The organism is Vibrio sp. 1078-1 (assembly GCF_033340475.1).
The window spans coordinates 240776-264259 of sequence record NZ_JAWOWM010000003.1 but is presented as its reverse complement, the minus strand read 5'-3'; the positions used below and the strand labels follow the sequence as shown (position 1 = coordinate 264259).

Here is a 23484-nt window from a genome sequence, read left to right as displayed (position 1 = left end):
GCTCTCTCATTTATTTTTATTGCCTTTGGCCAACGACATTCGGCTTAGGCTGTTATATTGCTCACATTGATGGATGAAGTCGGGCACACTGAAACACAGGCGCCGCAGCCGTTACACTCATCAAGGTCTAAATTGGGTTGTGCTACTTTCCCCAGTTCTAATTTGAACTGAATTGCCATCGGGTCGCACATATCCCCACAGCTTCGGCATTCGACATTTTGTTTTGCTAAGCAGTTATCGTTGATACTTGCTTTTGCTTGCCAAGGTTGTTCTGTTTTTGGCAAGAAAAGGGGCTCAGGACAGGCGTTTGCACATTGATAGCAAAATGTGCATTCATCGATGGAAAAATCGACCGAGGGGAATCCGCCATCACTTTTGGTTATAATCTTTGTTTCACAGGCCTCAATGCATTTACCGCAGCGAGTGCAATCGTCCGTAAACTGTTGCGGTTTAGTTAACCAAGGCAAACGTACGGCGTTGTCGGGGTGCGCTTTTCTTGCAAAGAGTCTTCTTCTGGAAAGGTCTACCACTTAGTCACCTCGAAACTTGGAACCCAAACTAAGCATAGTCCACAATTTTCATTAATAAACTGTCATTTAAACTAACGAAATTGTAGTTTTTGACATATTTGTATAAATACCTCTTAGGGGGTAAATGGTATGCAATATTGTTTTGGATCAATAAATTCCGTCGCAGGTGATCACATATTGATAAAGTTGAAAGGTAATGGGTTCATTGCACGTACAAATAGGATTGTTAATGGGCGAGGAACTCAGATTGTTTAAAAATGTGAAAAAGTCAGTGACGCGCACGATTGCGTCCGCGATGCTTCTTATTTTGCTGCTCTCAGTCGCTACGACTGGTTTTGCGATTTTTACGTTAGCGTCCAGTTTGAACGATGCTGAAGCCGTCAATGTTGCTGGCTCGATGCGAATGCAAAGCTACCGTCTGGCGAATGATATTCAGGTTAAATCTGTTGACTATTCTTCACATATTGACGCATTTGAACATTCGATATATTCACCTTCAATGAAAGCGCTTCAGCATTGGTCTGTGCCTGAAGACATCACTCACGATTACTACCGTCTTATTATCAGATGGCATGAACTCAAGGCGGTGCTGAGAGGAGACAACCCGGCAGAATATCAACTCCTAGTGGCCGGTTTTGTTGAACAAATCGATGAGTTTGTATTTAAGCTGCAAAGCTTTTCGGAGCAAAAACTGATTAACTTAGCCTGGATCGGCGGGTTAGGGTTGGGTGGCATCCTTTGTGTCAGTATGTTTGTCGTTCATTTTGTGCGCCTCGAAGTTGTTCGGCCTCTGCGTGCCTTAGTTTTTGCTAGCGAGCAAATTAAAAATCGCTCATTCAATATATCGCTCAATGTATCTAGCGACAATGAAATGGGAATACTGACTCGAACCTTTAACCGGATGGCGACAGACCTTGGTAAGTTGTACCGAGGATTAGAACAAGCGGTTGATGAGAAAACACGTAAATTGCAGCATGCCAACCAGTCTTTAGAGGTGCTGTATGACTCGTCAAAAGAACTCACGGCGTCGCGTATTAATCAAGACAATTTCCAGGCGATTTTGCAGCATATCGTCAGTCTTGAGGGCATTAAAGCGGTCAAACTTGAAATCGAGCAGCTGGGAGAACCGAGCTGGATATTGATGGAAGGAGAAGAATGCTGCCAAGATTGTGATGAAGATTGCCACGGTAAAGCCCTGATGCTAGATGGTGAGCACTTGGGCTATTTATATTGGAAAGCAGGGTTACCTTGTCCGAACGAGGCTCTTATTGACAACTTCGTGCAGATTTTATCACGCGCCGTGTATTACAATCGGGCGCAGCGCCAAGCAGAACAAATTCTGCTGATGGAAGAGCGAGCCACTATTGCTCGGGAGTTGCATGATTCATTGGCTCAAGCACTCTCTTACTTAAAAATTCAGGTCGCTTTGTTAAAGAGAAGCGTAAAGAACTTGCCTGACGAAAAGGCGATCGCGCAGGCTAATCAAGTTATTGCTGAGCTAGATACGGGCTTATCTGCGGCTTATACGCAGTTACGCGAATTACTGACGACGTTTCGTCTTACGATTAAAGAGGGCAGTTTTGGCCAAGCATTGCAAGACATGGTTGAAACGCTCAGTGAACAAACTGCTGCGGACATTACGCTAAAAAATAGACTTTCATCAACTGAACTGGACGCACATCAGCAGGTTCATTTACTACAGTTGATAAGAGAAGCGGCAATTAATGCTATCAAACATGCGCAAGCAGATAATATTCACATTCAATGTCTCGATAATGATGGAAAAGTCACAGTAACCGTTAGCGACGATGGAATAGGCTTTGAACATCAAGACGAAAAATTAAATCATTACGGTATGAGTATCATGCAAGAGCGGGCCGCTAGACTGCATGCCGATCTTCACATCGAAGCATCGATAAACAAAGGTTGTACCGTAAAATTAGAATTCCAACATAGTAAGGAAGTAAACAGTGACAGTGTGTAAAGTAATGCTGGTGGATGATCATCCACTCATGCGAAGAGGTATCCACCAGCTTTTAAGCTTTGAGCCTGAGTTTGAGGTTATTGCAGAAGCAAGTAATGGCGCGGATGCAGTAGCGAAAGCGCATGAGCTGGAACTGGATCTTGTACTTCTTGATCTTAATATGAAAGGCATGTCTGGCCTTGATACTTTGCAAGCACTGCGTGCAGATGGCTGTGAAGCCAGAATTGTCATTCTAACCGTTTCAGATAGCCCAGCAGATATAGAAGCAATAGTTCGAAGTGGTGCCGATGGCTATTTATTGAAAGACACTGAGCCTGATGAGTTGGTTGAGTTGCTAAAACAAGCGCATCAAGGGGACAAGGCATACAGCCAAGAAGTTTCTAAGTATTTGAGTGAACGCTCAGAGCAAGAGGACGTGTTTGATACACTGACCGATCGTGAATCTCAGATCTTAAGAGAGGTGGCAAGAGGTTTCCGCAACAAGCAAATTGCCGATCGTCTTTTTATCTCTGAGTCTACGGTTAAAGTACATATGAAGAGTTTACTTAAAAAGCTTCAAGTTCCTTCTCGTACTGCAGCAACCGTCCTTTATCTTGAGCGCTTTGGCGACATCAAATAACATTGTTGGATTTGAATCTGTAATGATAAATAAAATCAAATAGTTATATTGATTCTGACAAGTAAAAAAACCGCCTAACAGGCGGTTTTTTTACTTGTCTGGGCGAATAGAGTACAAGTCACTGTTGTGCTTACCACACTCCAAATAGTACTGATAAGCCACTTTTTTGCTTTCAGCAATGACTCTCATGCAGTGCATTTTCCCCTGTTCAAAATATCGAATCTCATATTCTACACTGGTATCAAGTTGCTCAGCGGCTGCCATACTTCGCCTCCATAAACCATCCAAAAAACATCCATGCAAATTATATGCCGTTATAGGGAGCGTCGTTCGGTACGTTTTTTAGCCGATAATTGCGCTCTAACTCACTTTTTTGCGGATAGCTGTGATCAAAAAGTTAATTTCAAACTCTATATATTATTAAGGTGGCAATCAATATTTGTCACACTGGTGTAAGTTTGCCGCAATACTAAGTGATACAGGTTGAGTATAGAACTTAATCAACAGAAAAGGGAATACGAATAAGTGACTAAATTAAAGGATGTACCTAATAAGGCGCTTCGTTATGGCCTTCTATTTTGTTTCGTATTTCTGCTTGCCGGTTGTGCGAAAAAGTTTTTATACAGCAATATCGATTGGTTCGTGCTCGATTACTTAGAGGACTATGTCTCGTTGCAAGGGGAACAAGAAGTCCTGGTGGAAGAGCGCTTATTATTGTTGGCAGACTGGCACAAGAAAGAGGAGTTACCATTATATATCGAACATTTAAAAGACCTTGAGAGATTAAAAGCGAGCGATATCACCTTAAATTACTTACAACAAAATCGAGATAGAATGCGAGCGCATTACGATAGAGTGGTAAGCAAAGCAGCACCAGATCTTTTTGCGTTAAGTTTGCAATTAACGAAAGAGCAAGAACGCGAGTTTTTGAGTAATGTACAAGAACATTATCAAGAGCGAAACGCAAAATATGCCGATAAGACAGAAGACGAAGTGCGTGAAATTATTCTGGATAACACTGAAGAGTGGATGGAAGAATGGCTGGGGAATCTATCAGGAAATCAGCGTCAATTAGCTCAAAGATTTTCTCAGCAAGTTATTTTAAACAGCCCTTTATGGAGAGATTATCGAGCCACGGTATATCAAGAGCTCGAATACTTGTTCGACAACAAATCTAATGTTGTGACTTATCAAGATATATTTATGCGACTCTTGTTCGAGCCAGAGAGTTATTATAGTGAGCAGCTTTCTCTGAATATTGATTCTAACTTTGCATTGGTTGATCAACTGACATTAGATGTTTCTCGTTCGATGACCGATAAGCAATGGCGTCATTTTCGTGAAAAGGTTAAAGAGTGGCGAGTACTGGCTGAGGAACTTTTAGATTAAATTCATACCTCAATGAGCGAAAGCAAAGCGCAAAAGCCTTTCTTATCAAAAAATGATTCAAAGCAAATTCTTATTGAGCTAAGAGCGTAACATAGCGTGAGGTTTGATGAGGCAACGTCAGCTTATCAATGCGTGATAAGGCCTCATCGTACAAAACAATGAGAATAAATATGAAACATTTAGTTGAAAGATTTCTTCGATACGTCACGTTTGATACCCAATCCAATCCACATGTGACGCTTTGCCCAAGTTCACCTGGTCAGCTTGTGTTTGCTGAGTTACTTAAAAAAGAGATGATCGAGCTTGGTTTAAGTGACGTGACTTTGGATAAAAATGGCTACTTGATGGCTAAACTGCCAGCCAATGTTGATTATGCGGTTCCTCCTATCGGCTTCATTGCCCATATGGATACCGCGCCGGATGCATCTGGCAAAAACGTAAAGCCGCAATTCATCGAAGATTACCAGGGTGGCGATATTGCATTAGGGTTGGGGGATGAAGTGTTATCTCCCGTGCAATACCCAGATTTACATCACCTACATGGCCACAATCTTATTACTACCGATGGCACTACATTACTTGGCGCGGATAACAAAGCCGGTATCGCAGAGATTCTTTCCGCGGTAGCTCTGCTACTGGAAAACCCAGACATTCCACACGGCGACATTTGTATCGGCTTTACTCCGGATGAAGAAATCGGTCGTGGTGCAGATTTGTTTGATGTTAAAAAATTTGGCGCGAAATGGGCATACACTATAGATGGTGGCCCGCAAGGTGAATTGGAATACGAAAACTTTAATGCAGCAAACGCTGATGTAATTTTTCATGGAGTTAGCGTTCATCCAGGTACCGCAAAAGGCAAAATGGTCAATGCGATGAACTTGGCTGCGAAATTTCAAGTTCAAATGCCCCAAGATCAAACTCCGGAAACAACCGAAGGTTACGAAGGGTTCTTCCATTTAAAATCGGCAGAAATGGGCGTTGCACGAAGCGAGCTAGGTTACATTATTAGAGACTTTGACCGTCAAAGACTTGAGGATCGAAAAGCCTTTATGCAGAAACTCGTCGATGAAATGAACACGGGTTTACGCCATGGTTCTGTAGAGCTAAAAATAAAAGACAGCTATTACAATATGAGAGAAATGGTTGAGCCTTACCCTCATATCATTGAGCTGGCAAAGCAAGCGATGGAAGCGTGTGATGTGGAACCGATTATAAAACCTATTCGTGGTGGTACAGATGGTGCTCGTTTATCTTTTATGGGTTTGCCGTGCCCGAATATCTTCACCGGTGGTTTTAACTTCCACGGAATTCATGAGTTTATTTCTGTTGAAATGATGGAAAAATCAGTACTCGTTATTGTCAAAATTGCTGAGCTCACAGCGAAAAAACACAGTTAAAAGACTACGTCGAGACCTCTTGCAGATTTAATAACAAAATAGCCCAGATCTCTCTGGGCTATTTAAATATTAAGATGGAATACTAGCGCACGTCTTTGTCTTCAATTTCAATGTCTTCTAGCGGTAACCAGTCGACTTTCACACCCGCTTGGTCGAACATATCTTGACTGACTTGGATTTTATCTCCCCAGCGAGATAAAAAGTCTTCAGACTGCTCAGGGCAGTGTACGTGTGAGATCCCTGTTTGAATGATCTTTGCCGCGCAGTTAGGGCAAGGAAAATGCGTTACCCAAATATCACATCCGTCTAAGTCACGTTTTGAGAACAAAATTGCGTTCTCTTCCGCGTGCAGTGTTTTAAGGTATTTCAACTCGCGCTCATCGGTGTCGACACTGTCAGAAACACCATGCGGATAGCCATTAAATCCAACAGATACAATGCGATTCTGTTTAGTAATAACGGCACCGACTTGTGTTGATGGGTCCTTACTCCAAGACGCCACTAGTTCTGCCATCTGGTAAAAGCGTTTCGCCCATTTAGAAATCATAGTCATCCTCTCTGTCGAAGGCGTTGAATTAATTGAATGATAACCCATTTATATTAAAAAAATAGTCAAAATCGGGGTCTTGAGTATGAAGGCGTCACTTTTTACCTTTTTAGCCACAAAACGTTCTTATCTTGAGCACTGAATCTCACTTTACGCCCGAATACAATACTCCCGTTAGTGTTTCCAAGCACACGCTAAAATTCGCGATCTCCTAAGGCGTATATTAAATAGTTATGATTGAGTTGTATGTATATTGCTCATTGAATACCACTGTTAACTAAATTACTTTATTTTCCTTTTGTTTCTCATGTTTACATTTAGAAACACCTTGGGCGCTTTTCAGTGAAGTTTTCAGTGGCAGCAAGGAGTAAGGTTGATAGGAATTCAACAATATCCTGTTCTATAAAGACGGTAAATACATGCAAAAGAAACCACTTGTCGCACTAATGGCGGCTACAGCAATCCTCGCTGGATGCGGGGAAGCTAATAATGCCCAAACGAAAGGTCAAGCGCCTCTCGTAGTGACTCAGGATGTCACGGTTATCGACTACCAACCGAGCAAGTCTTATATCGGTCGCATTGAAGCAGTAGAAGATACCAATATTACCGCGCAGATTTCTGGCTACTTAAAAGCTCGTCACTTTGAAGAGGGGCAAATGGTAGAAAAAGGGCAGCTCCTTTACTCTATCGAGCCATCTTCTTTTGAAGCCCAAGTCGCGAGTGCTAAAGCCGCACTTGCACAAGCTAAAGCGGCGCTAAAAAAAGCCGAATTAGATCATACTCGAGGTAAAAACTTGTTGCCTCGCGGTAGTATCTCTCAATCTGAGTTTGATGCTTTAACTGCGGCACTTCTTGGTGCGAGAGCAGAGCTAGAAGCGGCAAATGCTCAACTTAAGCTTGCTGAAGTTAACCTTTCCTATACTCAAATCCGAGCACCTTTTAGCGGACGTATTAGTGATACCAAAGTGAGTACGGGTGATCTGGTTTCTCCATCATCTGGCGTGCTGACGACATTGGTGAGCTTAGACCCAGTGCATACTTCATTTAGTGTGAGTGAGCGCGAGCGTTTAGCCATGGGTATGGATCAAGTCAAAGGCGACGGCTCAGCAGAATCAAACCGCGTTGAAGTTCAGCTTGAACTGGAAAATGGACAGTTTTTTGAGCATCTCGGTAAGCTTGATTTCTTAGGTAATCGTATTGACACCAAAACGGGTACGATTGCTATGCGCGCGCTCGTTCCAAACCCAGATCAGAAGCTACTTCCTGGTCAGCACATCAAAGTAAACTTGAGAGACAAGAATACGAAGGACGTTATTGTTATTCCACGACGTGCCGTTCAAACTGACTTAGAAGGTGACTTTGTGATGGTGATGGCTGAGGGAAATGTAGCAGAGCGTCGCAACGTCGAGCTTGGCCCTCAGGTTGAACAAGGCATTATCATTCGAGAAGGGCTCGATCAGGAAGATACAGTTATTACACAAGGCCTACAACGTGTGCGTAATGGTGTAGAAGTGCGCCTTCAAGCACCTGCTGAAGATAAGCAGTAGGGGGCACTATGTTAAGTCGTTTCTTTATTCAGAGACCTAAATTCGCGCTGGTTATTTCGATCATATTAACGCTAGCCGGCGCGATCTCACTGGCGATTTTGCCAGTGGCTGAGTATCCACAGATAAGCCCGCCATCAGTAAGCGTTTCGGCTTACTACACTGGCGCGAGTGCGGAAGTTGTCGAGCAGGCCATTGCGGACCCCATAGAGACCTCAGTCAACGGCGTTGAGGATATGATATACATGTCTTCAAAGAGCGCGAACGATGGCTCTTATAGCCTAAACGTCACGTTCGATGTTGGCACCGATCCAGATATGGCGCAAGTTAACGTGCAAAACCGCGTGTCACAGATTGAGTCAAAACTGCCTCAAGAAGTTCGCATGGTTGGTGTGACGGTGAAAAAGCGTTCACCTGACTTGCTGATGGTGCTTAACTTCTATTCACCTGATGGCAAATACGATGATCAGTTCTTGATTAACTACATTAACTTGAATGTAAAAGATCAGTTGGCTCGTGCGAAAGGTATCAGTGAAGTTAACGTGATTGGTGGTGGCGAATACGCAATGCGTGTTTGGTTAGATCCTGAAAAAATGGCCAACCTTAAGCTAACCACGTCAGACGTATACGCCGCTTTGGCTGAACAGAACGTTCAAGTTGCGGCAGGGCGTGTAGGTGCAGCACCATACAACAATCCGCAAGAAGTTCAGTTTAACCTTGTGACCAAAGGTCGCTTGGAAAGCGTGAGTGAGTTTGAGAACGTAGTCCTTCGAGCTAATCCCAATGGCTCTACGGTTTATCTGAAAGATGTTGCTCGCGTTGAACTAGGCAAAAAGTTCTACGATGGTAACGGTAAGTTCCGTGGCCAGGACGCGTCAATCGTTGCGTTGTCTCTTCAATCGGATGCGAATGCGTTAGAAAGTGGTCAGGCCGTCATGGAGCTCCTTGAAGGCTTGAGCAAAAACTTCCCAGAGGGAATGGAGTACGAGACCAGCTACGATACAACCGTGTTCGTATCTGAATCGATCAAAGGGGTAGTAAAAACACTGATTGAAGCGATTCTATTGGTGATTGCTGTAACTTACTTGTTCTTGGGTAGTGCGCGTGCAACGTTGATTCCTGTTGTCGCGATCCCCGTTTCTCTGATTGGTACGTTTGCCATCATGCAGGCAACGGGCTTCACCATTAATACGGTTACTTTGTTTGGCTTGATCCTTGCGATTGGTATCGTGGTGGACGATGCGATTCTGGTTATCGAAAACGTCGATACTACCATGGCGAAAGACCCAACCATTTCACCGCGTAAAGCGACGTTGCTAGCGATGAAAGAAGTAACGGGACCAATCATCACGTCGACCTTGGTTCTACTTGCGGTATTCATACCCGTCGCCATGCTGCCAGGTATCACCGGTATCATGTATCGCCAGTTCGCTTTGACCATCTGTATTTCGGTTGTTATTTCATCCATCAATGCATTGACGCTGTCTCCAGCACTTTGTTCTCTGGTATTGAAGCAGGGTGGGGGCAATACCGCTAACTGGTTCCAGGCTTTCAACCGAGGCTTAGAGCGCATCACTACGCGTTATGGCCAGATCGCTGGTTTCTTGGTGAAGAAGTCTTTACTGCTCGTGACGTTCTTTATAGTTGCTATCGCAGCGGTCACTTTCTTTGCGAAAACCACCTCTACAGCGTTTGTTCCTCAAGAAGATAAAGGCATTTTGCTGGTTAACGTACAGCTACCAGATTCAGCCTCTTTATCACGTACTGAAGAAGTCACCAATGATTTAATGAAAATGATCGGTGAAGAACCAGGTGTGGATGGTGTGACGGTTGCGAACGGTTACTCGTTTATGACAGGCGCCGCAGCATCAAACGGTGCTTCTGTATTTATCAAATTGCATGACTGGGATACTCGTAACTCGCTGCAAGGAGAGCACTCTGCTAATGCTATCGCGGCACGTATTAACGGTCGAGCGGCGACAGAGCTACCTCAAGCGGTTGTTTTTGCGATGGGACCACCGGCGGTTCCTGGTATGGGCGCTGCGTCTGGTTTTGAGTTTGTGCTTGAAGACACGCTAGGGCGAAGTCGTACCGATTTGTCGATGGTCATGGGAGAAATGATCCAAGCGGCTAACCAAGCGCCTGAAATTGCCTACACGTTTAGCACGTTCCGCGCGAATGTTCCGCACTACTACGTTGATATCGATCGTGAGAAAGCGCAGCAATTAGGTATTTCGCTGTCGTCTATTTTCCAAACCTTGCAAGGCAACTTAGGTTCGCTTTATGTGAATGACTTCACCATGTTTGGTAAGAACTTCCGCGTAACCATGCAAGCTGATAGCCAGCACCGTAGCAGCATGGAAGATCTAGAGCGTTTCCATGTTCGTTCTTCGAACGGTGATATGGTTCCGTTAAGTACGCTAGTGAGCTACGAGCAAGTGTTTGAGCCTGATGTGGCATGGCGTTACAACATGTACCGCAGTGCTATCATTCAAGGCCAACCAGCTCCGGGTTACTCTAGTGGTGATGCGATTGCCGCAATGGAACGCGTTGCTGCTGAAGTTCTTCCACAAGGGTATACGTATGAATGGACAGGTATGGCTTATCAGGAAGTGCTTGCGGGCAACCAAGCCATTTATGCGTTTGCGCTGGCTTTGATATTCATTTACTTGTTTATGGTGGCTCAGTATGAGAGTTGGAGTATTCCACTGGCTATTATTTTGGTGGTCCCAGTAGCAACGTTAGGTTCCTTTCTTGCGTTGAATCTAACTGGCACGCCGCTTAACTTGTATGCCCAAATTGGTCTTGTCTTGCTCATAGCCTTGGCGGCGAAAAACGCAATTTTGATTGTGGAGTTCGCCAAGCAAGAGCGTGAAGAAAAAGATGCTGATATCGATAGTGCAGCGGTTAAAGGAGGCACGTTACGTTTCCGCGCTGTGAATATGACATCTTGGTCATTTATCCTGGGTATCTTCCCGCTTATCTTTGCCGCTGGTGCGGGGCACGTGAGTCAAAACTCACTCGGCGTGTCGCTGATTGGTGGTCTATTGTGTGTGCTTCTAGCAGGTACATTCTTGATCCCAGGCTTCTACGCTCTGGTGCAAAGACAGCGTGAGAAAGTTCATGGCGGCAACACCAAGCTGGTTCCTCTTGATGATGAATAATCACATCCGAAGTGCGCAGTAAGCACGAAGTGACAATTGAAAAAAAGCCCGAAGCAATGGTTGCGTCGGGCTTTCTATTTTGAAAAAGGGTTATTTTAGCGCAGTTTTGAATTGTGCAACGGCTTCATCCATATCATGAGCTTGAGCAGAGACAGAGTTCACTTCATGCAAGCATTCCTGAGCGGATTGCATGTTATTCTCAGATATTGCGTTTAGCTCGGTGATTGAACCGCTAACTTGGTTCATCACGATACCTTGTTCTTCAATTGCTGAAGCTATGCGCTCCGAATTACCTTGAATTGAATGCATGTCAGTAATGATCTGTTGCAGGCTAGAATCCAGTTTTTCAGAAGCATTAAGTGTTTGTTGCCCTTGATCGTTACATTGATCAATATCAGCAACAACTGTAGACATTTGAGTTTGAATGTCTGCAACGACCCGCGTGATTTCCTCTGTGGATTGATGAGTTCGGCTAGCTAGGGCGCGTACTTCATCGGCGACAACTGCAAACCCGCGGCCTTGTTCGCCTGCTCGCGCGGCTTCAATTGCTGCGTTGAGAGCTAGTAGGTTGGTTTGCTCTGCAATTTCTTGGATGATGTTCACAGCACCACCAATTTTATCTACATGCTGATTCAGCGAGCCAATCGACTGCTGGCTGTTTGATAAAATCGTGGTTAGTTGACCGATGTTGGTTACCGTCGCCTCAACAACTCCTCGACCTTGTTCGGCATTATTCGCTGCCTGATGTACGCCTTCTACCGCAACTGATGTGCTTTCAGAGATTTCACCTATTGTGGCAACCATTTGCTGAACTGCCGTCGCCATTGATGCTGTGTGGTCAGTTTGCGTGTGGAATTGCTCCATAACGCCTTCTAACTCACGATGCATATTATCGGTACTTGCAGTGAGTTGCGCCGATTTTTCTTGGGTACTACTAATTAGATGCTCAAGCTTATCCAATAGGTCATTGAGGTGATGACTGATATCAAATAGCTCGTCTTGACCTTTCAAATCAGATCGAAGTCCCATGTTGTTCGTTTCGCTGATACTTCGAATGGTGCCAAGTAAGCTATTCACTCGCGTATTGATTGAACGTGAAATTTGCCAAATCAATGCGAAAATAACGACTAAGATCAGAGCTGTAATGACCTGCTTGATGGTCGACATTTGTTCATCACGTTGTGCGGCAGCAGAGCTAAGGGCTGTGGAAAAGGTTTCAAATTGCTCTTCTACGGCATGGGATAATGCGCGAGTTTCACCGAGTAGGCCTTTGTCATAAGCAATCCCAACAACTTGCTTTTGGGCCGCCAATTGCTTACCTGTTTTGATAAGCTCAGGAGCATATTGCCCCTCAAGCAAGTCACTATTGAATAGTCCTGCTTTTACCGCAGAGTCAAAACGGACTAATGCCAATAACTGCTGGTGGTCTGAACGTTGTTTTGCTTCTAATAGTGCTTGTTCGTAACCAGCGAGAAGCCCACTCTTTGAATCAAGCCCGTATCGTTGGTAAGCGCTGACCAGATTCTGAAAGCCCCTTTGGTATGCGAGCAAGTCTTGCTTAAATTGTTGACTGGAAGGTAATTCATTACTCTTGAGTATGTTCGCAAGCTCTTTTTCTGTGTCTATAAACTTGTCAACATTGGCGTCAAACTTATTTAGATATTTGTCATTACTACGTAGTAGGAAATCTTTTTCATTTCTGCGTAAGTTGAGTAAGCGTATTTCTAGATCACCAACGAGTTTGATGGCGTGATTAAGGTCATTGCTCTTATTTTCAAAATGGGATGACGTACCCAAAAGGGCCACGATGCCTAAAATGGCGATAACTCCGAGGAAGTAGAGTTTTTGCCTAATAGTCATATTGTTGTTTCCTGAATAAGTAACTAAAAAGAGAAATCCAATGAGATTTCCAAGGGCTAGCAAACGTTGTTCAACTAACATGTCGAGAAAACGACATGCACTAATACAGCACTTTTTTACGTTGCTGTTTTTTCGCTCCGTGCTTGTTTTTTGTATCAAGTCGTCGGCGTTGAGAAGCGCGGGTTGGTTTCGTTTTAATACGCTTCTTCTCCTGTAAAGCGGCAGCTTTTATCAATGCTTGAAGCCGATTTAGGGCGTCTTCCTTATTTTGTTCTTGTGTCCGAAATTGTTGCGCTTTGATGATGATCACGCCATCTTTACTTATACGACTATCAGAAAGTGCAAGTAATCGCTCTTTGTAAAAGTCAGGTAAGCTGGAATTCCGGATATCAAAGCGCAGGTGTATAGCGGACGCTACCTTGTTAACGTTCTGGCCACCATTTCCTTGAGCTCTAATTGGGGATAATTGAATTTCCCACTCTTGAATTGTGACGGAGTTCGAAATTTTGAGCATGATAAGTAAATGCCGGTAAGGACGATTGAAAGAGCTGATAAATTAACATTACAGATGCACAAATAGAAGAAAAGACATGAGCACGATTGATTTTAGACCCTATGAGGGATTCATATTTGATATGGATGGTACTCTAATCGATACCATGCCAGCCCACTTGGCAGCTTGGCAAGCAACTGCTGAGCGTTTTGATTTTCCGTTTTGCCAGGAATGGTTTCACAGTTTGGGAGGGATGCCGAGCTTTAAAATTGTTGAGGAACTAAATCGTGTGCATGAGCTTTTATTAGATCCTAAAACTGTCGCGACATTTAAAATGGAAACATTCGCTGCTATGGAGCTTCATGGTGACGTTATTCCTTGCACGAACATCGTGTTAGAGGAATATTTAGGCCATAAGAAAATTGCAGTCGGTACTGGCAGCCAACGAGAAAGTGCCATGCGCTTATTAAGTCATGCAGGTTTATTAGACAAGTTGGATGTTGTAGTAACCGCAAGTGATGTAGAGAACCATAAACCCTTTCCAGATACCTTTTTGATGGCCGCGGAACAACTCGACTTGGAGGCGTCACAGTGTCTTGTGTTCGAGGATACTGAGTTGGGGAAGCGAGCGGCGCATGCAGCTGGTATGGATTGCGTTATGGTGCAAGATAATGAGTTGATCTTTTTCCCAAAACCATAGTGGCAATATCCCTTAATATGAGATCAAAATGGGGTGCAAATGCACCCCATTAATTTTTACCACATCATCGATCATGAATCATAGATGCTTATTCTGGTTGAACTAGCTCTTGGTATTCAAATGAAGGTACCACAACTTCTACGCGACGGTTTTTCTCACGACCTTCGCGAGTGCTGTTGTCAGCAACTGGGTTTTCTTCACCCATACCTTTAACTGTCAAACGATCTGAACCAATGCCAGCTGCGGTTAGGTAATCAGCAACAGATTGAGCACGACGCTCAGACAGTTTTTGGTTGTATGCCGCAGGGCCTGAGCTATCCGTGTAACCAGTAATCTCTACTTGAGCTTGAGGATATTCGTTCAAGAATGAAACAAAGTTGTCCAGACGTTCAGAAACGGAATCTGTTAACTTAGCACTATCGAATTCAAACGTACCTGTACCGTACTCTTCTTTGTGCACCTTGCTCATCATCACTGGTTCTGGATCTGGCTCGATCACTTCTTCCGTTACAACTGCTGCAACAACTGGAGCTGCTGCAAATTTGTAGTTAACACCGATACCAAAGAAGTTAGCATCCATGTCGTCCCACACGTCGTCAGACATGTCTTGGTAGCGTTGGTATTCAGCGCGAACACTCCAGTTTCTATCGATCGAGTATTCAGCCCCCAAAGAACCTGTTGGGACAAAGTCTGTTTCGTCATCAGACATCATGTAAGCACCACCGATCTTAGCAAACAGATTCCAAGAGTCGTTTAAGTGCCAGTTGAATTTAGGTGCAAGTGTTAAAGCCGTTAGATTGCCGTCAATCGTATTAACCGTGTTAGCCCCTGACATCGAGTTAGCTTTGTAGTCGCCTAAGAAGTCTACGCCGTACTCTAGCCCAATGATATCGGTAAAGTCATAACCGATATGTAGTCCTGCACCGAACGCTTCATCATCACAAGGGCTATTTAGATAGCAAGCGTCGTCAAGTGTAGTCATGCCCACTTTGCCCCCGATGTACATTTCAGCTTGAGCAGAGTTTAAAAGCGCGCTACTACCAGCTACCACTGCTGCTACTGCAATTGCTACTTTGTTCATAATGTTTCCTTGTATTGATTGCATATTAACTTCTACTTCGTTTTATCAAAAAATTAGAAAAAACCAGCGTTTATAAGAAATTAGTTTAATATTCTAATCATTTCATATCAAGCAACAATATATTTGAACTTGATCAACATTTACTACCCAAAAATACCTCACAAACTTCTGATATTTCTTACATTGTAGTAAAGATTTTTTGGTGCATAAGAAAATTGATGATTATTTTGAACTTTTTTTCGTAAACTTTACTTTACATTGTGCGTGGTGGTTAACAGGTGGTTTTTATTTGCATTTATTTGCAAAAACTGATTGCAAGTCTACGCCTAAGCCGATAAGTTACTTAAACGCTAGACAGAAAATGACCACAGCCCTTGATGCTGCTCGCTTTGTGAACAATGTTGCAATGAGTTCAGTTGGTAAAAATGGGGTCGGAAATAAAACCAGGAAGTAGAAGTAATGTTTCAAACTGATGATGTAAGAATAAATAGAGTAAAAGAGTTATTGCCACCTGTTGCAGTATTAGAGAAGTTCCCAGCGACTGAAACCGCTTCTTCGACCACTTTTGATTGCCGTAACGCCATTCACAATATTCTTGAAGGAAAAGACGATCGATTACTCGTGATCGTTGGCCCGTGTTCTATTCACGATCCGGCTGCCGCGGTTGAGTACGGCAAAAAGCTAAAAGTACTACGTGATGAACTGGGCGAGCAGCTTGAGGTTGTTATGCGAGTTTATTTTGAAAAGCCGCGTACGACCGTTGGTTGGAAAGGCCTTATCAATGACCCTTACTTAAATGACACCTATAAGCTAAATGATGGTCTACGTATCGGACGTAAACTCCTTCTTGATCTAACCGATATGGGCTTGCCAACGGCAAGTGAATTCTTAGATATGATCACACCTCAGTACGTGGCGGATTTGATCAGTTGGGGCGCTATCGGTGCTCGTACGACAGAATCTCAGGTTCACCGCGAGCTAGCTTCTGGTCTTTCTTGTCCTGTAGGTTTCAAAAACGGTACAGACGGGAATATTAAAATAGCGAGCGACGCGATTCGTTCTGCAAGCGCTTCCCATCACTTCCTTTCAGTAACAAAATACGGTCATTCCGCGATCGTAGAAACCGCTGGTAATCCAGACTGCCATATTATTCTACGTGGCGGTAAAGAACCAAACTACAGTGCAGCACATGTAGCTCAAATTAAAGATGAGCTGGACACCGCAGGTCTGCCGAAAAAAGTGATGATTGATTTTAGCCATGCTAACAGCTCGAAGCAGTTCAAGCGTCAAATGCTGGTGTCTGATGATGTATCCGAGCAAATCTCTGCTGGCGAAGAAGCCATTTTTGGTGTGATGATCGAGTCTCATTTAGTTGAAGGTCGCCAAGACTTAGTGGATGGCAAAGCAGCCACTTATGGTCAGTCGATCACTGATGCATGTATTGGTTGGGAAGACACGGAAACGGTACTTCGTCAGCTTTCTGATGCAGTAAAAGCGCGCCGCAACAAGTAAGCTCAACAGAAAAACTTTTTTAAAAGCGAATAGTGAAGAGCCAGAGGTACTATGCCTCTGGCTCTTTTTGTTGAGAATTACTCTCATATCTTTCTATTGTTTCTGCTTTCCTATATGTTATCTGTATACGTCGTAACCAAAAGGAATTTGGAATTGAATCGTAATGTATGGCTTCTATCCCTCTGCCAAGCCTTATTAATGACAGGGAATATTTTACTCATATCTGTTATTGCCCTTATTGGCAAAACACTTGCGCCGTCATCAAGTTTTATCACATTACCAGTTGCACTGCAGTTTTTGGGACTGATGGCCGCGACAATTCCTGCGTCGCTAATTATGGGCAAGTTAGGGCGTCGCCTTGGTTTTAGCCTTGGTAATGTCATTGGCATTTTGGGTGCTAGTCTAGCGACGTATGCATTAAGTCAACAAAACTTCTATCTGTTCTGCATGTCTACGTTTTTGCTTGGTGTTGGTATAGGTTTCGGTACTCTATACAGGTTTGCTGCCATTGAAGTGTGTGAAGAGTCGGCAAGGCATAGGGCGATTTCGATATCTATGGCGGGTGGGGTGTTAGCGGCGATCCTTGGGCCTAATCTGGCCGTGTACTCGCAGCAGTGGTCAGATGATGGCTTATACATTAGTGCATTTGCTGTGCTTGTCGTGCTTTATATAACCGCGTTGGTTGTGCTACAAACCATTCGTTTTCCACCTGCACACACGCAGGCGCTACACGCTAAGGCGGATAAGCTGAGACTGATTATTCGTCGACCTAATTTCATGCTGGCAGTTATCGCGGCAATGGTTGCGTACGCGGTGATGAACATTTTAATGACAGCAACTCCTTTAGCGATGATTGGTTGTGGCTTTGATTTTGATAAAGCGGCGGGAGTGATCGAATGGCACGTGTTGGGTATGTTTGCACCTGCGTTTGTCACGGGCCGTCTGATAGAACGGTTTGGCGCTAAGAATATGATTTTGGCGGGTGGATTGCTATTTGTTGCTTGTATTGGAATTAATATACATGGAGTGTCTATCTGGCATTTTAGTCTTGCTTTAATCCTGTTAGGAATAGGGTGGAACTTTATGTTTATCGCAGCAACCGGGCTGTTTAGTCAAAGCTATGAAGCGAAAAACAGAAGCAAGGCTCAAGCGTTTAATGAATTCTTCGTGTTCAGTTGTGTCACCATCACCGCATTACTATCTGGTTGGCTTGAGTCTACCGTAGGTTGGCAGAATCTTAATTTGTATGTTCTTCCATTTGTGTTACTCGTTATCGCGATGTTTGCGTTAAAAACGAATAAAAAGCCAGAATCACAAACCGCTTAATTAAGGCTTAATATATAACCCGGCCGATCGTGTCGGGTTTGTTTATTAGCTCAAATCAACAATCTCTTCTTTATGTTTTTATCGATAATGTGAATTCCCACAATAAAAATGTCGATTTGATAAGACTTTTTATCTAACTTTTTGTAATAAAAATAAAAATCCTGTATATATCTTGCCGAAAATCAATAAAAACTAAAGAAGTTTCGTCTATGTCAGCCAATATTTCTCATAAAGCTCAAGAAACTCTCGTGAGGGAGTCTGAGGAACTCGTCTCAACAACGAACTTACAAGGTGTTATTACATATTGTAATGAAGCCTTTTGCCGCGTTGCTGAATACACTCACGAAGAACTTGTCGGTCAGAACCACAATATAGTTCGTCATAATGATATGCCTAAAGCCGCTTTCGGTGACATGTGGGCACGCCTTAAACAAGGTAAAGCCTGGCGTGGAATGGTTAAGAATGCCACTAAGTCTGGCGGTTACTATTGGGTTGATGCTTATGTCACCCCTATCTACGAAGACAACCATGTTGTTGGGTATCAATCAGTGCGCGTGAAACCAAAGCGAGAGTGGGTTGATATTGCGACAAAAGCCTACAAAAGCATGCGTGCTGCAGAGAAGTCTGGTCGAACTTGGTCGTTGAAAATCAATGAAACCATTCGCTATGCGATTCTACTTGGTGCACTAACCGCACCTGCAACCGCATATGCGTTGTCTGTTGAAGGGCCGTTGGCTTGGCTTGCAAGTGCGTTACCTGCAAGTGTTCTGGCTCTGTTATTCCGCCAAGAGTTAATTGATACACCTCAGCAACTTAAAAAGTTACAAAAGCAATATGACAGCGTAAGTCGCTTGATCTATTCCGGTAACACGGCATTTTCGATTGCCGATTTCCATATCAAAATGCTATCCGCAAGAATTCGAACCGTGTTAGGAAGAATGACTGACTCCGCATTGCCTTTGCAGCATTGCGCCGAAGAGCTCAGTCAAACAACGGCAGAAGTCTCGGCTGCATTAAATCAGCAAAATACCGATATTCATCGTGTGCGAGATGCTACCCAAGAGGTGGAGTCGTCGGCAAATTCGGTTTCTTCGAGTACCAATGATGCCCATATGTTGATTGATGATACATTGAAGTCATGCTTGATGGCGAAGGAGACCATTGATCAAACGCACACCAATCTAGCGCAATTAAGCCTTCAAGCTGAAAAAGCGACGGAAACGACGTATCAACTGAGTGATCAGGCGCAGAAGGTGAACCATTTGATGGAAGAGATTGGTGGGATCGCAGAGCAAACCAATTTACTGGCACTTAACGCGGCGATTGAAGCGGCAAGAGCAGGGGAGCAAGGTCGTGGTTTTGCTGTTGTAGCTGATGAGGTCCGCGCGCTTTCTGGGCGTACATCCAATGCAACTGAACAAATCCAAGCTTCTATCTCCACTATGTTGGCAACGATTCAAAGTTGGCAGAAAGATATTCTGGCAAACAAAGAGCAAACCGATGCCTGTTCTCAAGTAGCAGAACAAAGCGCGTTGCGTTTGTCTGAAGTTGAACAGATGATGCAAACCATGAGTGGGCTGATGGTTGATGTAGCAGAAGCGGCGAATAACCAGTTAAAGCTATCTAGTGATGTAAACCAGCACATTCATTCTATCGCTTCGACCGCAGAACAAAACTTGGCAGCAACACATTCAGTTGAACAAAACAGCCGACAGTTGAAAGACCAAGTACAAGATTTCTATCAGCTCGCACTTCGATTTGAAGACAAATAGTCGTAACGAAAGTTGTGATGTTTATGTCCTGGCTGCGTTTATGCGAATAGGAGCCAGATAAAAGAAAGCCCCGCCATTGCTGGTGGGGCTTTTCAGTTTTCACATTCGCAATAGAGAAAACTGACTATCTTTTTACTGCAATTACGCGAGTAGCTCTTTTGCTGTGTTCACTACGTTTTCAGTCGTGAAACCAAACATTTTGAATAGTTCGCCAGCTGGTGCAGATTCACCGAATGAAGTCATACCGATGATGCGACCGTCGAAGCCTACGTACTTGTACCAGAAGTCAGCAATACCTGCTTCAATTGCGATACGTGCTGTTACGTCTGATGGCAGTACAGCTTCACGGTAAGCGGCGTCTTGTTTGTCGAATGCGTCTGTTGATGGCATTGAAACAACGCGTACTTTCTTACCTTCAGCAGTTAGCTGTGCTGCTGCTTCTACTGCTAGTTCAACTTCAGAACCTGTTGCGATAAGGATTAGCTCTGGCTTGCCTTCGCAATCTTTCAGAATGTAAGCACCTTTCGCGATGTCTGCTACTTGTTCTGCTGTGCGCTCTTGTTGCGCAAGGTTTTGACGAGAGAAGATAAGTGCTGTCGGTGCATCTTTACGTTCAATCGCTAGTTTCCAAGCTACAGCGGACTCAACTTGGTCACATGGACGCCATGTGCTCATGTTTGGTGTTAGGCGTAGCGATGCCATTTGCTCAACTGGTTGGTGAGTTGGACCATCTTCGCCAAGACCGATAGAGTCATGCGTGTACACTTGGATGTTCTGAATTTTCATCAGCGCAGCCATACGCATTGCGTTACGTGCGTACTCCATGAACATTAGGAATGTTGCGCCGTAAGGAACGAAACCACCGTGTAGCGCGATACCGTTCATGATCGCTGTCATACCGAATTCACGTACGCCGTAGTGGATGTAGTTACCAGAGAAGTCGCTTGCTTCTAGAGACTTAGAACCAGACCACATTGTTAGGTTAGAAGGTGCTAGGTCAGCAGAGCCACCCATGAACTCTGGTAGTAGAGCACCAAATGCTTCTAGAGCATTTTGAGACGCTTTACGTGATGCAATGTTTGCTGGGTTAGCTTGAAGATCAGCAATGATTTGGCTTGCTTTCTCTTCCCACTGTGCAGGAAGCTCACCGTTTACGCGGCGTTTAAATTCAGCTGCCAGCTCAGGGTACGCTGCTTCATAAGCTGCAAATTTCTCGTTCCACGCTGCTTCCTTAGCTGCGCCTGTTTCTTTCGCTGACCATTCTGCGTAGACTTCTTGCGGAATTTCAAAAGGACCGTGCTCCCAACCTAGTTCTTTGCGTGTTGCTGCAATTTCTTCAGCGCCTAGTGGCGCACCGTGACAATCGTGTGAACCAGATTTGTTTGGTGAACCAAAACCGATGATAGTCTTAGTACAGATAAGTGTAGGACGTGGATCCGCTTTCGCCGCTTCAATTGCTGCGTTGATTGCGTCAGCATCGTGACCATCGACTGCAGGGATTACGTGCCAACCGTAAGCTTCGAAACGCTTAGGTGTGTCGTCAGAGAACCAACCTTCAACGTGACCGTCGATAGAGATGCCGTTGTCATCCCAGAATGCAATCAGCTTGCCTAGACCTAGAGTACCTGCAAGAGAACATGCCTCGTGCGAAATACCTTCCATCAGACAGCCGTCGCCCATGAACACGTAAGTGAAGTGGTCAACGATGTCGTGGCCTTCTTTGTTGAATTGCGCTGCTAGCGCTTTTTCAGCTAGAGCCATACCAACCGCGTTAGTGATGCCTTGACCTAGCGGACCCGTTGTGGTCTCGATACCTGGCGCGTAACCGTACTCTGGGTGACCAGGAGTTTTAGAGTGAAGCTGACGGAAGTTTTTCAGATCGTCGATAGACAACTCGTAACCTGCAAGGTGCAGTAGAGAGTAAATCAGCATTGAGCCGTGGCCGTTAGACAGTACGAAACGGTCGCGGTCTGCCCACTCAGGGTTTGATGGGTTGTGGTTTAGATGAGAGCGCCAAAGAACTTCAGCGATGTCAGCCATACCCATAGGTGCACCTGGGTGACCAGAGTTAGCTTGTTGAACACCATCCATGCTTAGCGCACGGATTGCATTTGCTAGATGTTTACGATCCATAGTGATTACTTCTCGATATTTGATTTAAATAGAGGGAACTCGCCGAAACAAGTTCAAATAGAATTTTTTGAAAATAGTGCTGATGGTAAAAGCGAGTAGACGGGCTACTCGCTTTTGGTAAGCAATTAAAGCTTAGCTTCGATCATCGCTTCTAGTTTGCCTTGGTCAACGGCGAAGTTGCGGATACCTTCAGCCAGCTTCTCAACAGCCATTGGGTCTTGGTTATGTTCCCATAGGAATTCAGCGTGAGTCATTGGTGCTGGACGCTCAGCTGCGCCTTTAGAATCAACTAGTTTCTCAACTACTTCACCTTCAGCTGCTTCTAGTTCTGCAAGTAGAGCAGGAGCGATAGTTAGACGGTCACAACCAGCTAGTTCTAAGATCTCACCGATATTACGGAAGCTTGCGCCCATAACTACAGTTTTGTAGCCGTATTCTTTGTAGTAGTTGTAGATCTTAGTTACAGATAGTACGCCTGGATCTTCTTGAGCTTCGAAGTCACGGCCTTCTTTCGCTTTGTACCAGTCCATGATACGACCAACGAATGGCGAGATTAGGAATACACCCGCTTCTGCACAAGCACGTGCTTGAGCGAACGAGAATAGAAGCGTTAGGTTACAGTTGATGCCTTCTTTTTCTAGGATCTCAGCTGCGCGAATGCCTTCCCAAGTTGAAGCCAGTTTGATAAGGATACGGTCGTTAGTGATGCCAGCATCGTTGTACATTTTCACTAGTTGACGAGCTTTCGCTACGCTGCCTTCCATATCGTAAGATAGACGAGCGTCTACTTCTGTAGAGATACGACCTGGGATAGTTTTTAGGATTTCTTTACCGATGTTTACTGCAAGCATGTCACAAGTATCTTGAACTTGTTGAGCTTTGTCGTTGCTCTGTGCTTTAGCGTATTCGATTGAAGCATCGATTAGAGGTGCGTACTCTGCGATTTGAGCGGCTTTAAGGATAAGAGAAGGGTTAGTTGTTGCGTCTTCTGGCTGATACTTTTTAATTGCATCAATCTCGCCAGTGTCTGCTACTACAGTCGTTAGTTTACGAAGTTGCTCTAACTTGTTGCTCATAATCGATCATCCTATTTAAATGGGCTTAAGCGTGATTTTTGTTATCACAGCTTGTGCATTTGCAAGCGAGTTAGCTAACCGTCTCATCGCATTTAATGAGACATCTGCTCAGCCAACTACGGAAAATTTCGTTACCGAACAAATGCTATGAACATTTGATCGATAGCTGAGTAAATGATGTGTCCATATTTATCCTATCTATGCTGAAAGTCAATCGCTGAAATGGACTTATAGTGAACTTCATCAACGTTTTTTTACTGTGTGTTTAGTGGTTAACCCAAATAAACGTTTGCCCTTATTGTTCAAAGCTTGAGCGTTGTCCAAGAGGGTAAAAAATTGTAGTGAGAAAATGTT

The 23484-nt window shown here is 44.2% G+C and carries 19 protein-coding genes; 11 read left to right on the top strand and 8 right to left on the bottom strand.

What is annotated here, in order from left to right:
- Positions 1-44: 44 nt before the first annotated feature.
- Complete coding sequence (napF, locus tag R7190_RS08170) at positions 45-530, bottom strand: ferredoxin-type protein NapF (protein ID WP_082240183.1); 486 nt, start codon at positions 528-530, stop codon at positions 45-47.
- 247 nt (positions 531-777) lie between these two features.
- Here napF and narQ point away from each other — a divergent pair, with 247 nt between their 5' ends.
- Complete coding sequence (gene narQ, locus R7190_RS08165) at positions 778-2514, top strand: nitrate/nitrite two-component system sensor histidine kinase NarQ (RefSeq protein WP_025767926.1); 1737 nt, start codon at positions 778-780, stop codon at positions 2512-2514.
- Positions 2515-2518: 4 nt separating this feature from the next.
- The gene (locus tag R7190_RS08160) at positions 2519-3133 is read left to right on the top strand and encodes a response regulator (protein ID WP_031777156.1); all 615 of its coding nucleotides are present in this window, start codon (positions 2519-2521) and stop codon (positions 3131-3133) included.
- 90 nt (positions 3134-3223) lie between these two features.
- On the opposite strand, the gene R7190_RS08155 is transcribed toward R7190_RS08160, so the two are convergent.
- Positions 3224-3397 (bottom strand): hypothetical protein, encoded by a 174-nt coding sequence (locus R7190_RS08155; RefSeq protein ID WP_005373524.1) that lies wholly within the window; start codon positions 3395-3397, stop codon positions 3224-3226.
- A gap of 261 nt (positions 3398-3658) precedes the next feature.
- On the opposite strand from R7190_RS08155, the gene R7190_RS08150 reads away from it, so the two are divergent.
- Both R7190_RS08150 and pepT read left to right on the top strand, forming a co-directional pair.
- Positions 3659-4522, top strand: a complete 864-nt coding sequence (locus R7190_RS08150; RefSeq protein ID WP_186585443.1) for a DUF6279 family lipoprotein — start codon at positions 3659-3661, stop codon at positions 4520-4522.
- 170 nt (positions 4523-4692) lie between these two features.
- Positions 4693-5922: a peptidase T gene (gene pepT / locus R7190_RS08145; RefSeq protein WP_186585442.1), complete on the top strand. Its 1230-nt coding sequence runs from the start codon at positions 4693-4695 to the stop codon at positions 5920-5922.
- Positions 5923-6004: 82 nt separating this feature from the next.
- On the opposite strand, the gene R7190_RS08140 is transcribed toward pepT, so the two are convergent.
- A complete protein-coding gene (locus R7190_RS08140) occupies positions 6005-6469 on the bottom strand; it encodes a dCMP deaminase family protein (RefSeq protein WP_005373515.1) in 465 nt (154 codons plus the stop codon).
- 419 nt (positions 6470-6888) lie between these two features.
- On the opposite strand from R7190_RS08140, the gene vmeY reads away from it, so the two are divergent.
- Together vmeY and vmeZ are read left to right on the top strand one after the other, a co-directional pair.
- Positions 6889-8016 (top strand): multidrug efflux RND transporter periplasmic adaptor subunit VmeY, encoded by a 1128-nt coding sequence (gene vmeY, locus R7190_RS08135; RefSeq protein ID WP_054574704.1) that lies wholly within the window; start codon positions 6889-6891, stop codon positions 8014-8016.
- Between the two features lie 8 nt (positions 8017-8024).
- A complete protein-coding gene (gene vmeZ / locus R7190_RS08130; protein WP_017635194.1) occupies positions 8025-11177 on the top strand; it encodes a multidrug efflux RND transporter permease subunit VmeZ in 3153 nt (1050 codons plus the stop codon).
- Positions 11178-11267: 90 nt separating this feature from the next.
- Here the strand turns inward: vmeZ and R7190_RS08125 are convergent, their stop codons facing one another.
- Together R7190_RS08125 and arfB are read right to left on the bottom strand one after the other, a co-directional pair.
- Positions 11268-13037, bottom strand: coding sequence for a methyl-accepting chemotaxis protein (locus R7190_RS08125; RefSeq protein WP_005373505.1), 1770 nt, complete (start codon positions 13035-13037; stop codon positions 11268-11270).
- A gap of 100 nt (positions 13038-13137) precedes the next feature.
- Positions 13138-13551 carry an alternative ribosome rescue aminoacyl-tRNA hydrolase ArfB gene (gene arfB, locus R7190_RS08120; RefSeq protein ID WP_005389036.1) on the bottom strand — a complete coding sequence of 138 codons (414 nt, stop codon included), beginning with the start codon at positions 13549-13551 and terminating at the stop codon, positions 13138-13140.
- 76 nt (positions 13552-13627) lie between these two features.
- Here arfB and R7190_RS08115 point away from each other — a divergent pair, with 76 nt between their 5' ends.
- Positions 13628-14230, top strand: a complete 603-nt coding sequence (locus tag R7190_RS08115) for a beta-phosphoglucomutase family hydrolase (protein WP_031778829.1) — start codon at positions 13628-13630, stop codon at positions 14228-14230.
- An 88-nt stretch (positions 14231-14318) separates the two neighbouring features.
- On the opposite strand, the gene R7190_RS08110 is transcribed toward R7190_RS08115, so the two are convergent.
- On the bottom strand, positions 14319-15311 hold the full coding sequence (locus R7190_RS08110) for an OmpA family protein (protein ID WP_017635198.1): 993 nt from the start codon (positions 15309-15311) through the stop codon (positions 14319-14321).
- Positions 15312-15513: 202 nt separating this feature from the next.
- Here R7190_RS08110 and R7190_RS08105 point away from each other — a divergent pair, with 202 nt between their 5' ends.
- The 4 genes from R7190_RS08105 (at position 15514) to R7190_RS08090 (ending at position 19921) form a co-directional block, all read left to right on the top strand.
- A complete protein-coding gene (locus tag R7190_RS08105; RefSeq protein WP_017819898.1) occupies positions 15514-15765 on the top strand; it encodes a hypothetical protein in 252 nt (83 codons plus the stop codon).
- A gap of 5 nt (positions 15766-15770) precedes the next feature.
- Positions 15771-16823 carry a 3-deoxy-7-phosphoheptulonate synthase AroG gene (aroG, locus tag R7190_RS08100; protein WP_017635200.1) on the top strand — a complete coding sequence of 351 codons (1053 nt, stop codon included), beginning with the start codon at positions 15771-15773 and terminating at the stop codon, positions 16821-16823.
- Between the two features lie 153 nt (positions 16824-16976).
- Positions 16977-18149: an MFS transporter gene (locus tag R7190_RS08095; protein WP_021035943.1), complete on the top strand. Its 1173-nt coding sequence runs from the start codon at positions 16977-16979 to the stop codon at positions 18147-18149.
- 209 nt (positions 18150-18358) lie between these two features.
- Positions 18359-19921 carry a methyl-accepting chemotaxis protein gene (locus R7190_RS08090; protein ID WP_005389027.1) on the top strand — a complete coding sequence of 521 codons (1563 nt, stop codon included), beginning with the start codon at positions 18359-18361 and terminating at the stop codon, positions 19919-19921.
- A 141-nt stretch (positions 19922-20062) separates the two neighbouring features.
- Here the strand turns inward: R7190_RS08090 and tkt are convergent, their stop codons facing one another.
- Positions 20063-22054, bottom strand: coding sequence for a transketolase (tkt, locus tag R7190_RS08085; RefSeq protein WP_042522667.1), 1992 nt, complete (start codon positions 22052-22054; stop codon positions 20063-20065).
- Between the two features lie 125 nt (positions 22055-22179).
- The gene (gene tal / locus R7190_RS08080) at positions 22180-23130 is read right to left on the bottom strand and encodes a transaldolase (protein ID WP_005373488.1); all 951 of its coding nucleotides are present in this window, start codon (positions 23128-23130) and stop codon (positions 22180-22182) included.
- Positions 23131-23484: the final 354 nt, after the last annotated feature.